Source organism: Salmonella sp. 32031103-2018-00083-FB-01-SM-01, from assembly GCF_017571995.1.
GTDB lineage: Bacteria > Pseudomonadota > Gammaproteobacteria > Enterobacterales > Enterobacteriaceae > Salmonella > Salmonella enterica.
The window spans coordinates 569,371-581,647 of sequence record NZ_JAGEQL010000003.1; the positions used below are offsets into that span (position 1 = coordinate 569,371).

A 12,277-nucleotide genomic window follows, 5' to 3' on the forward strand; every position below is an offset into this window, starting at 1 on the left:
TATGTCAGGCTTCCTGAACGGAATGGCGCAGCAAACCTGCCACGTTCAGCAAACGGATGACCCGCGGCGATATTTGCAACGCCTGTGGCAGGGCATCCACGTCACTTAATTCACACCGCACATCACCCACTACCTGCATAACATCCCGACGTTTATGTACTGACATCGGACAACGCAGGATCCTGTTTTTAGACAGCAGCCACAGGCTGGATTCTTTATGCTCGCTCTGCAGGCTAAATCGCCCGGAAGGTCCCAGCGACAAAAATGGATGGTTCAGTGGCTGTGCGTCCAGCAGCGGTCTGCCATCCTTGTCCAGTACGCGGCCAACGTACAGTCGGCTCATACTGGCGCTGATGTTGTGAACCAGCAGATGCCCGGGTGTCAGGAAGTAACGCCTGCTTCCCCCTCCCGCTTTTACGTCTGCCATACCCTGTGAACTAACCCCTGCATCCTCAATGGTCACCTCCGTGGCGTTATAGCCTTCCATCAGCAACAGCGACTGCTGACCAAAACCGAGACTGAACGGCTGGCTGCTGCCACGAACGCTGACTACTTTCCCGCTACTGCCCTCGTCCCCCTCTGACTCCACGTTCACCGCCATGCCAGAGGCCGGTTCACCGTCCTGACCACCTCCCCAGAACAGTCCATTACGGGATAACGCCAGAGACGAGCTGTAGCCAGCGGTGAGTGAACTGGCGCTGCCCGCATTACGTTGATGGGAGTTACTGATAGTGGCGCTCAGTTCACCCATACGGCCGCTCATGCGTCCGCCGAGACTCCCGCTCCAGCTGTCGTCGTTATAACCGGAGAAACCCACCGACAGTTCACGATACAGATCCTGCTGCCAGGATCTCACATGGTTCACATTCCAGGACGTCTGTGTTTTTTGATTCCGGCTACTGTGAATATCGGTCCCGGCTGAGGTATACCCATTACTGCCAGTCATTGTCGGTGGTTGAGAGGCATATGACACACTGACACTCATAAACAAGCCATCATCATTCACTCCGTCATTTCGGGTTCGCCATACTCCCCCATGGGTATTAATATTCATGCCAGCCATATTAAGGTTGTACGTTGCACTAGCCTGAGCAGATTCGCGGTGAGAGGCAGGGATGTATGCCTGTCGCCAGAACACATTTTCTTTGTCACTGTTATCATCATATCCCCGGTAAACCGGCCGACCTTCTGTCCTGCTGGTACTGTATCCCAGCAGGGCATACCAGTTCCCCACCGGAACCGACAGGGAGGCGTTCATCGAAGTCTGGCAGGTCATACTGGCATGCACTGACTGTGGATGACGACCACTACAGGCATCACTTTCCGTATGGTTACGCCACAGACTCGCGGAAAATCCGTCGTTGTATGTCACCTGCTCAGTGTTACCGCTCGTGCTGTCTGTCCCATGCAGTATCCCGGCAGAAAGGTCCAGCGTGCCATCCAGCACTGCATGCTGTGAATTCAGTCGGGTTTCACTGTACCAGGCCTCATGTGCCAGAGAGATACCTTCGGTCAGACTGATATTTTTCCGCAGCCCAGTTCGGAATCCGGCAGCCATGACAGTCTCACCGTCATAATGGCTGGCTTTATCCCCGGTATCTTCCTGCCCGCCCTGAATAAACCACTGGGTCTGTGCACTGAAGCTATTACCCCCCTTACTGAAGGGCTGGCTCTCCGTTCGTCGCAGAATTCCATCCTCATATATCCGCAACGCCAGAGGATAGCTTCCCGGTGGAAGAGAGTGAGTATCCAGGGTATGCATTCCCGGGGTCAGGAACTGACTCCCCAGCAACTCGCTGCCACGATAAATATCAATACGGGCATTTCGGGTAACCTGAACCATAACCGGAGTGGCATTCTGGTCCACCTCATGGTTAACATAAGCTTGGGTGGTCCCGGTTCGTAATCCATCAAACCGGCTCAGGGGAAGCAGACTGAACCCAAAATCCCCCCCCGTGGCGCTGGACAGATTCCGCTGATCCATCCGACCAGCCTGGAGATAATACTGATTGCCGAGATCCTGACGGACAAACAGATTGTCAAACCAGGTCTGACTGTTATTGTAATGTTCTGACTGATTCCAGATAGCCGCCCAGTTGCCTCCCAGATAACGACCGTCACCAAGCCCCAGGGCACCGCTACCATTCAGTGTCATATTACGACTGTGGAGATCATCACTCAGATACAGCGTCTGGCGGTGAATAAATGCGCTGACACCCTCCGGGGTCGGAGTCAGCCAGCGTTTATCACGTCGTTCTTCATCCGGCAACCAGTCCCGGTTAAGAAACAAAGATAACTGACCGTTGTTCTCATCAAAAATAACCGCAACATCCTCTTTATCTGTTGCCACGTAACCACACTCGCTGCTGTCTTTTGCTTCTGAGACACCACAGACCAGATTGCTGTTACGTAGCAACGGACGGCTGAGTGCAGCCAGCGCTTTTTGCCGTTCTGCGGCCGGCAACGCGGCAAGCCCACTGCTTTCAAGTACCATCAATGGGGACATAAACTGCACGGTGTCCGGTTTAACCACCACCGGAAATAATCCCAGTGAATGCCCTGGTAGCAACACTTCAATTTGCTCAGTCTGTCCTTCCAGCAGAGATTCAAATCCAGGAGGGGGAATAAGAGTTGCCTGGCTGGTAAAACTGCACAATCCCAGTAAATAATACATCCAGAAATAACGACTCACGTAAAGAGACCTGAATTGCAATGAATAATAAGATCAATACCGGATCCGGTTCAGGTACGAACGGTGACACCCCAAAACCGGATCAGATGAAGAGCTAATAACCGGTTATTAGCCGGCAGTGACGGCCTGTGAAATCACCAGACTGACCAATCCGCTGTATTCACCGGCAGGCAGGTTTTGTAAGGCTGCTCCAGCCTTCTGACCAATATCCAGGTTCAGCGGAGCTGAAGCATCGCCAGTTTTTCCGTCCGGGAACAGGGTTTTAGCTTCCAGTACAGAATTGGTGGTGGTCAGTGACCGTCCTCCCAGAGTCACTTCCATATCAATGGTTTTGGTGGGATCCAGGACGTTGATAAGTTGTGGAGCATTCAACAGTTTTACATTAACCGACTTGGTCTGATCGTTGCTGTAAAGGCGGGTCTGGAGTGATTTATGGACCAGGCCCTTACCCGGCATGAAATCCAGCTTCATAGTCGACGGGAGGGATGAACCATCGGCCTGCAGCAGTTCAAGTGTACTGTCAATATTGGCAGTGACGGTAATATCCTTCTGAACCGCAGAAACAGAAAAAGAATAAACGGTGGCCAATGCCACAGCTGCGGCAATAAAAGATGTTTTCATGTTCATAAAAAATAACCTTGCTTTGTTGTTTATTACAGTGATATATGTACACTCGGTATACATCCGCTCCCCCTGAGAATAAATGTAGGGTATAGCGTACGCTCCGTGTGTTTTTACTTTCCGGCTGCTGTTAAATCAGCAGAGATTACCGGTGAATTTGCACCCGTACGATATTCCACACGAAATGCATTACTTTTTATTCCGGCCGGAATATCAGCACTCCCGCCGGGATAAATACTTTTGTCTATATTCTGCCAGTGGCATGTGGTGTCGCAGTTGCCGGCCCGAATAAGAGAAAGCCGGGTATTTCCCGTATTCAGCAGGTGGTGACCGTTCGTTACCAGCGCAGGCCTGGGGTCTGACGGAGAAACACGCAGCAACACCCCCCAGACAAGATTCACACTTACGGATGAATTTTGCTTTCCGCCTGCCTGTGGATCATCTTCCAGTTCAGGAACAGCCTCGAAGTATACCCGCCAGGCTTCCTCTCTTTCCGGTGCCTGAGTACTGATAACACGTATTGTTTTTTTTGTTCCCGGGGAAAGGGCAAATTTCTCCGGGGAGACAACAAGTCCTGTCTCTATATCATTCCCTGCTGGTACCTCCTTCTCCTGTGGCATACCAGGATGTTCAATACGCATGATTCTTGTTCGAATATATTGCACATGATCTGATTTAGAATAGACGAACAGCGAGGTGGCCTCTTCGCGGCTACTATTAATTTCTGCCGCCATAGGATAAACGAGCATATTCGCCCTGGCATGACCACATGCAAACATAACGACACAGAGAAACACCCCGGGAAGAGTATCTTTAAAATTCATACCAGATTTTACCGTATAAAAGTCATCTAAATTTTAGTATTAGCATAGACAGAAAGTTATCAGCATAAAGAAGCAAATTACGATTCAGTGTTAATACATTTTGTGTGGAGGGCATCATACGGAATAAAATTTTTCGCTCAATACCTCTGTTTTTTTCAGGAAAGGAAAAATTAGTAAATAAAAGTCCACGGATTTCATTCACCAAAAGCGAACGACAGATCTGTAAGAATCGCTGAACAATTAATAACGCCGCAGTAAAAATTTTGGAAATTCTTCATAAGAAAGTTGTTACTGTGTACCTGACTTACTCAGATAAATGGAACTGCATTTCCCCCTCCTTCAAAGCAACAAATACGTAACATAACAACGTAGGAGACAGAGAATCTAAAGAAAGCCCTCCAGGAGGGAGATACAATTCAGACTACAAAACCAAATAAACCTTAAACAAAGCCACAAATAGACTGATCATCATGAGGTTTTACAAAACCAGGTAAAAAAAAGTAAGCAAAGTAATTAATTTAGAAAACTAAAGTTACAGTTAGATCAGGTTTACTTGCTCAATATCTGTTAAAAATATGATATCAGCAAACAAAAATTTATATACATCATATGGTTACACTTGATGTTTACACCTCTCCAGCAAAGTGTAATCAATATAATACACTATTTTTAGATGAAATATTGGTTAAATATTCCATAAACAACAATATAAAACAGAACAATTCACCATGAAAATACAATTCACCTTTTAAAACATAATGTTATAAAAAACACCATTCAAATTGATGCCAGTCCCTTACCTGTCAATGTTGTTTACGGTTCCTTTCCCCCTTTTGTGCGAGTAAGCAACATGAATATACAAGTCTTAACGACCAATGCCTCTGTCAGCCCAAAATAAGTCGACATTCCTGTGCATGGCGCTGCAGCAGGAATAGAACGGCAGACATCAGCGCGGAATGGAATCCCGGCTGAAACAGGCTCGTCTGCCATGAGTCAAAACGCTGGAGCAGTTCGACTTCAGCTTCCAGCCAGGCATCGATCATAAGGTCGTCCGGGAGTTGGCCGGTCTGGCGTTCGTGGAGCGCTGCGTGAATGTGATCCTGCTGGGGCCCCCGGAGTGGAGAAAACCCACCTGGCCGCTGCCCCCGGTGTGAAAGCGGCAGATGTGGGCCATCGGGTGTTGTTCATGCCGCAGGACAGGTTGGTAGACGCTGATGAAAGCGAAGCTGGAAAACCGCCTGAAGCGCCAGCTACAACAACTGAGCTATGCGCGGGGGCTGATCCTGGACGAAGTAGGTTACCTGCCAATGACCAGTGAGGAAGCCAGTCTGTTCTTCCGACTGCTGAACCGACGGTATGAAAAAGCGAGCATTATCCTGACGTCAAACAAAGGCTTCGCAGACTGGGGAGAGATGTTCGGTGATAACGTGCTGGCAACAGCGATCCTGGCTCGGCTACTGCATCACTCAACCACACTGAATATCAAAGGAGAAAGTTACCAACTGAAGGAAAAACGCAAAGTCGGGGCGCTGACCAAAAGCGCAACGCCAATCAGTGAAGATGAAATGGCGGAAAGCGGACAGCAGAAGTGATCAAACAGCGGATATTAAAAATAGCGAAAAACGACCATAAATCCTGGCGTTGACATCCTCAAGATTTAATATCAGAAGCTTCCATGCCGCCGTATCCAGACTTCCAGTTGTCCCTGGTGGCTTCAGAAATACCGGCCTCCCGGTAGACATCTTTAACAGTCCGTCCGGATTCAACTGATCTAATCACAGCGATGATCTGGTGCGCAGTAATACGGGCATTACGCACAGCGATCTCCTGCGTTGGCAGATTGATTATGCCGGATGATCTCTAAATGTGAATGGCTCGATTATGCGGGATACTTACAGTGCAACCTGGCGCCATTTTTCAGTACACTGCAACGTTTCTGGTATGGGCTTAACTTCCGGCTGCCCAAAAACAGCCCCGTCCTGTTTCCGGGTATTATCATTTCCGTCAGTCGGCATCATGTTTTGTATTGGGCATCGTCAAAAGACGACTGGCTGACCAGTCGCATATCTCGATGCCTCAATTCAGTCATCATCATGTGGGTTTAAGCCAGGAACGTGTCAAAACCATTCCAAACGGGTTAATCATCATTCAGAAAATCAATTTGTGGGCGATTATTCCATTTATCTTCAATAAAAGACAGAAAGCGTTGAAATAAAGGAGAATAATACTGACGATGACGCCATACAAGATAAATGGGGAGATCTGGAACCCTCCATTCAGGAAGTATAATTTCAAGTTCATTATTTTTTAAGTATTTGGTGGCAAGCCAGGCCGGAGTCATGAGGTTGATACCCTTTCCTTCTAAAACCAAATTAAGAACACTCAAAAGATTATTGGAAGATAAATGAACATTAACAGCGCCACTAATAGTGTATGATTCATCTTGACGGAAAAGAGTAAGAGGTCCGGAAAGACCATGGTTGTGAAGACCCACAATAATGTGATTTTCCAAATCGCCAGGATGTGAGATCCTGCCATATTTTCTAATATATTTCGGACTCGCACAAAGAACCAACTTTAAAGGGCTTATCTTTCGATACACGAGATCCTCACTTTCGATTATGCCACTTTTAAAAACCAGCTCATCAAACTCCAGGGATTTACTAAAAAAATCGCTACGCTCTCGTGAATCCAGGTAGATTTTTGTATCCGGATAGCTAGCTGTAAATTCCCATATCCACTTATTGGCAAGAAACTCACAGACAATAGCCGGAGCCGAAAATTTTATACTCCCTCTGATAATTTTATCCGGATTTCGCAATTCATCCAGCAAGGACTGAAAGGAAGATGTTATCCTTTTCATGCTTGCATAGGCTGTCTGACCAGCTCCAGTCAGTTCTAAGTGATGTGAATCGCGCCGAAGTAAAGTAACCTCAATAGAATTCTCAAGGCGGCTAAGCGATTTACTGACAGCAGAAATGCTAATATCTAATTCCCGCGCAGCCCGGGAAAGATTCCCTACTTCCGCCACTTTAATAAATATCATCCAGTCTCGCATACCACGATTATTGATCAGTTCCATCATTATCTTCCGTTGATAAAAGAAATTCTTATATTAAAGGAGCTATCAACGACTTACTGATGCGTCATTGTGTGCCTCAATGTCCTTGATATCATCTTAATAAAAAATCTATTGGCTGCAAAATAGCATCTGAATCGATCATGATTTTGCATCCATCTCCGGTTACTAATTGAACCTGTTTACCACTCAGTGTAAATACCCTATCTCGGAAGTGATCGTCAAGGTTGTCGCCGAACCAGATACCAATAATAAAGTGGTTCATTGTCATGCGCCCGTTCTGCAAAGGCATTGTCCTTTTCTGTGACGCAGTCTGGAACGCATTAATTGTATCGTTCACCTAACAAAGTATCCCGTGGAAACAAGCAAAACATCGCCAGATTATTCTTACTTGAGTCCCCCCCACCCGGTTCGACATTATTTGTGAAAGTGGAGGAAACAGAACAGACGGTTTAAATAAGACGCTTACTCAAAACATAAACCTATGTGCAGGCTCCTCTCATTTCGTCACGTCGCTGATATCCAGCTTTACTGGTGCCAGGGGAAGATATCTGCGCAAGGCAATAATTCCGGCGCAACAACAACCACTCCCGCTGGGCCTCTGTACATTCAAAATCTCCCATGACCAAAAGCCAGCGGGTAGAAGCCCTGCGCCAGTGACCTGCTGCCTCCAGATTCTGCGCAACCGGGTCTATCACGGCCTCCGGTGTTATCTTATTTCTGCTCAAAATCAGCACCATCATTTGGGATATAGCCTACAACCCCTGCCCGCCGATGATGGGGGAGGATTCGGTATGCAGCACTTTCATCCAGGTCTCCGGCTCAGTCAGCTATCCGACGTGCCCCCTTATGCCGGGCCAGCAGCGAAGAAAATCCGGGCGTGGTGTGATAAAACAGACGACGTTTCAGCCAGCCCACATTCTTTCGCTCCTTTGTGTTGATACGACCAATACGCTGTGAACCGATGACTGGATTGTTCATACGCCTTTCTGTGGTATACAGGTATGTGAACCCCAGCTCTTCAGCCACATGAATATAGTCAGAACAATACCAGCCCTCAGGCCAGCACAGATGCTGACTGCAGTAACCCAGCATCTCCCTCATCCGCTTACGACTAAGAAGAATATCGACACGAAGCAAATCCGACGGATTACGGGACACAGGCTTCTGGTCCCAGCGTCGGTGGGTGTGCGTGTGCGAGTGAAACTCAACAAGGCCACTAAGGTGCATCTCCCGGACCTCTGACCAGCGCAGCATGACCTCATCAGCCCGGCCTTGTTTAACCAGCATCTGACACTCATCATGAGAGTACACCGGTTCGCCTGCAGGAATACGGACCGGTCCGTCACTGATCAAACTGGTCACAAGAAAGAGATGCGCATGCAGATTAAACTCCTGCAGCACCGGAAAAACCTGCAACCAGTTATCCAGCCAGCCGCCATCAAAGGTCAGCATGACGCTTTTACGAGGCAATCTTGCACCATGATAAAAAGCTTCCACCTCTGCAGCGGTAACGGTTTTCCAGCCAGATTCAGCCAGCCATTTCATCTGCGCCCGGAACGTACGGGGAGATAAGGTTATCTGTCCGGGTTTATCACTGACATGGTGATACATTAATACCGGTAAATGTCGTGCATAAGACATATGCTTTATTCCTTTATGTAAAAAATAAATTATTTTTACGCCTGAGGGGACAAGAAAAAGCCCCCTAAACATAAAATCTTAAATATCACATATGAATACCTGACAGATAAACAAACCTTATACCAGGGGCTTATAAAGCCCCGCTCACAAAAGAGTGAATCAAACAAACCCACAAAACAGAAAATAATAAAGGCATCAGTGTCCGTTAAATTATTTTACGAAACATAATATTCCTCTCCCTACAAAAAGAATGATGAATTTCAGATTTTAAAATCAATCAGCAATTGATTTTTCTGCAATGAAGATTGCTAACCATATTTGCCTTGAGTAAATTTTCAATACATCCTCGAGCCTGATATACAGTATTCGCCTTATTCACTGATACAGGAAGTATGAGTGGAACAGATGTCTACGTATTCTCCTGCGCCAATGCACAGGCCTTAAAATCCAGCGTCCAGGTGTCCGCAGGCACTTCCTGATTACCATCAACGACCACACTGAAACTGGCGTTATCTGCAGCGGTTCTTAAAATGGCGCCACGACCATTCACTGTATCTGGTTGCCACCCCTCACCCTCCAGGCGAACCTGAATGTGATGGCGAGGATCCTGTTGCCCGCTCAGCAGCAATACGGTAGGCGTGTTACCCGCCTTTTGCTCATCGCTCCATACCCGAAACCCGCTGTGACTGCCGTGATAAGTCACCCAGCCTTGCGCAAGCACCATCCCATCTGGCACGTGCCCAGCCCGAAAGTAAGTCCCTACACGTAGCGTTGTCTGAAGTTTTTCTGCGGCGTTCGCTATCGGCATCAAGCTACTGGCAGCGACCAGTAAGCTTACGCTATAGATAACCGTTTTCACTCGCTGTATTTTCATCCACATTATTCTCTCCTTCAGAATCGGCTATCTGCAGAGACCGCTCATTTGATACAAGCCCGCGATTCCCTTGTGGGCAGGTAGCTGGTAGTTAACCCGACATTGCTGTGCTCCCCATTTCACCGTCAGTTCGCCCTTATCCGCCAGACCAGTGAGATAAACCTGGCTATCAGTATCCACCAGAGCAGCACTGCCATCCTGCCCATTGACTGTAACCTGCGCCCCGAAAGGAATGGCGCTACCATCTTCCCGTTTCAGCGTCATCAGTGCCCTGGCCCCGATGCGAGTGTGAAACTTCGCTTCCACCACCGCCCCTTCGGTTGGCACCACGCGCACATCGGTTTGTGTGACCTCTGCGTCATCCGGTAGTCGCGACGGATCGAGGCTGACTGTATTCTCCTGATAGACGTTCAGGTTGCCCACTGTGGTGTCGCCACGAAAATCCGTCTTAACGCCAGGCCAGCCGCCAACTGGCACCCCCGAGGCCCCTGGCGCTTCAACCAGCGCCACTGAGCCTTGCAAAGGTTGCCCCAGCGTCACACCATGATGGTGGATAACTATACCTCCCGCGATATTGACTCCCATCTGGCTCATCGCCCGGCTGTAGCTATAGTCACCACCTAACAGGCCGTAAGCCCCATTCCATGCCAAGTGCAATGCGCTGTTATTACCACCACCTGGCGGGGCATCGGCACGGTAACTCTGACGCACCTCCCAATCCAGTTGCTGACTGAATGCCTCTCCGTTGACCCCCACTTGTTGCGTCTGACCACCGTGTGATGGTGAAGTCATCTGCCAACTGGCACTTACATTATTCCCCGTCCAGCGGCTTAATGGCATACTGAACCCCAGGCTGGTTATGTTCTCTTTACGGTGCGCGCCATTGCGCCACAGCGTTCTGTTTTGATTCCAGTTCAATGACAGCGAGCCCCCTCCGATAGAGGTTCCCCAACTCAGTCCGTAGCTGTCATCATGACCGGGGCGATTACGCCAGTCGGTACGGGAACCGGTTAAACTCAGATTGCCCAAATGCCTCCCCCATGACTGACTCAACATCAGGGTGGTACGCGAGCTCGGCTGCAAATTATCTCGCCACGACCATAGACGGTTGCCATCATGTCGATAACTGTCGAGCACATCGGATAAGGTGTTATAGCCCTGCGAGGCATACTGCCATCTCGTCAGAAAAAAATTTGTCCCCGTCGCAGTCAGCTGGTTGCTGTAACGCAGTCGCCAGGAGGCTCCTTGCTGTACCGCCTCCCCCTGACGCTGACTGTGTGTGTCGCTTCCATCGACAGATAAACTCCCCCATCGCCCGAGAGATCCCCCCAAACCAAGCAATGCAGCTTGATAGTGCGTTGCACTCTGTATACCGCCGTATGCAGTGAGATTCCACGGCAGACCATACATCAACGTAGCCTGCGCGATCTGCGCCTTATCCGTTGCAGAGTCTGACGATCGGTATCGGCCCGCCAACAGGCTGTACTTCAAATATCCCTGGTGCAGTGCTATCGCCGGGGTCTGATACGGCACCACAAACATTTGTGTACTGCCATCGGCCTCCCACACGGTGACATGCAGATCACCACTACTGTCTGTTACCGACAGATCCCGCAGTGCAAACGGTCCGGGCGCCACGGTGGTGTTGTAAATGGTGTAACCATTCTGTTTGACCTCCACCCGAGCCTGCGTGCGGGCAATCCCACGCACTACTGGAGCAAACTGCCGCTCACTGTAGGGCACCATGTTGTCATCCGATGCCAACATCACACCGGTAAATGGCACACTATCAAATATCTCCCCCTGCGAAGTCTTTTGCCCCAGAGTCAGACGACTTTTTAGTGGGTACAGTCCACGCTCAGCATAGGTATATGCTGCCTGCCACTTCCCCGACAGTTGACTACTCCGCTGCCAGCTGGTCGCATTGCGGACACGCCACGCACCTATATTGATTCCCGGTTGCAGTTGTACCCAGGAAGAGTTGTCACGCCTCTCCATATCCATTTTGTAATCCGTCTGCGTTGTCCTCGCACTGTAGTTCATCAGAAACGCCGGAATACCATCATCCCAGAGATCTTCAGGAGCGATCCCCTTAAATTCCGGACGCAACGCCAACTGCGGAATACTCAGTTGCAGTTGCTGATTATTGATATCCAGTACCGCTTTAGCCTGTGGAATGGCGGTCAGATCCGCACACTCATCTGGGGTCTTTGCTGCTTTCCACAACTGAGGGTAATCTTCCGTTTTTACGCCGTAGCGTGAAAGCTGACTGACCGTCAAACAAGGAGCCAGAAAAGGCGTTCCTTGCCCATCCTTTTCCAATTTGAACACCACATCACGGGTGTCGACACGTTTACCATTCACCATCACGTCCACTCGATAAGTCCCTGGCTGTTGTACCCCCTGGTTAAAGAGCGACATATCAACCCCTTTCGCTGCATCGCCCAACATTGATGCATCGAATGTGTAAGCGTGCGCATTTGCGCAATGAACCACTCCCGCGATGAACAGTAGCAAGGCAGGTTGTTTGAACTTCATTTTCT

At 49.0% G+C, this 12,277-nt stretch carries 8 protein-coding genes and 4 pseudogenes; 1 reads left to right on the forward strand and 11 read right to left on the reverse strand.

Annotated features, from left to right (window positions below; genetic code table 11):
* Positions 1 to 4: 4 nt before the first annotated feature.
* The 4 genes from tcfC to J4614_RS22140 all read right to left on the reverse strand — a co-directional run bounded on the left by tcfC (position 5) and on the right by J4614_RS22140 (position 5,180).
* Complete coding sequence (gene tcfC, locus J4614_RS12430) at positions 5 to 2,692, reverse strand: fimbrial outer membrane usher protein TcfC (protein WP_001632496.1); 2,688 nt, start codon at positions 2,690 to 2,692, stop codon at positions 5 to 7.
* Between the two features lie 108 nt (positions 2,693 to 2,800).
* A complete protein-coding gene (gene tcfB, locus J4614_RS12435; protein WP_000287812.1) occupies positions 2,801 to 3,376 on the reverse strand; it encodes a fimbrial protein TcfB in 576 nt (191 codons plus the stop codon).
* A 50-nt stretch (positions 3,377 to 3,426) separates the two neighbouring features.
* On the reverse strand, positions 3,427 to 4,137 hold the full coding sequence (gene tcfA, locus J4614_RS12440) for a fimbrial chaperone TcfA (protein WP_023197140.1): 711 nt from the start codon (positions 4,135 to 4,137) through the stop codon (positions 3,427 to 3,429).
* 884 nt (positions 4,138 to 5,021) lie between these two features.
* Entirely contained in the window at positions 5,022 to 5,180 is a 159-nt protein-coding gene (locus tag J4614_RS22140) for a hypothetical protein (protein ID WP_000564358.1), read from the reverse strand.
* Between J4614_RS22140 and J4614_RS12445 the strand changes: the two are divergent.
* Positions 5,172 to 5,729 (forward strand): annotated as a pseudogene (locus J4614_RS12445) (ATP-binding protein). The gene J4614_RS22140 and the pseudogene J4614_RS12445 overlap by 9 nt on opposite strands.
* 39 nt (positions 5,730 to 5,768) lie before the next feature.
* On the opposite strand, the pseudogene J4614_RS12450 reads toward J4614_RS12445, so the two are convergent.
* The 7 genes and pseudogenes from J4614_RS12450 to J4614_RS12480 form a co-directional block, all read right to left on the reverse strand.
* A pseudogene (locus J4614_RS12450) lies at positions 5,769 to 5,955 on the reverse strand (transposase); the annotation flags it as partial.
* An 80-nt stretch (positions 5,956 to 6,035) separates the two neighbouring features.
* Positions 6,036 to 6,155 (reverse strand): annotated as a pseudogene (locus J4614_RS12455) (hypothetical protein); the annotation flags it as partial.
* Between the two features lie 119 nt (positions 6,156 to 6,274).
* The gene (locus tag J4614_RS12460; RefSeq protein WP_000970302.1) at positions 6,275 to 7,222 is read right to left on the reverse strand and encodes a LysR family transcriptional regulator; all 948 of its coding nucleotides are present in this window, start codon (positions 7,220 to 7,222) and stop codon (positions 6,275 to 6,277) included.
* A 493-nt stretch (positions 7,223 to 7,715) separates the two neighbouring features.
* Positions 7,716 to 7,956: pseudogene (locus J4614_RS12465) on the reverse strand (PerC family transcriptional regulator).
* A gap of 82 nt (positions 7,957 to 8,038) precedes the next feature.
* Positions 8,039 to 8,860 (reverse strand): polysaccharide deacetylase family protein, encoded by an 822-nt coding sequence (locus J4614_RS12470; protein WP_000119391.1) that lies wholly within the window; start codon positions 8,858 to 8,860, stop codon positions 8,039 to 8,041.
* A 409-nt stretch (positions 8,861 to 9,269) separates the two neighbouring features.
* Positions 9,270 to 9,740 (reverse strand): AfaD family invasin, encoded by a 471-nt coding sequence (gene afaD / locus J4614_RS12475; protein WP_000266936.1) that lies wholly within the window; start codon positions 9,738 to 9,740, stop codon positions 9,270 to 9,272.
* A gap of 21 nt (positions 9,741 to 9,761) precedes the next feature.
* Positions 9,762 to 12,272 (reverse strand): fimbrial biogenesis outer membrane usher protein, encoded by a 2,511-nt coding sequence (locus tag J4614_RS12480; RefSeq protein WP_000669620.1) that lies wholly within the window; start codon positions 12,270 to 12,272, stop codon positions 9,762 to 9,764.
* Between the last annotated feature and the right edge of the window lie 5 nt (positions 12,273 to 12,277).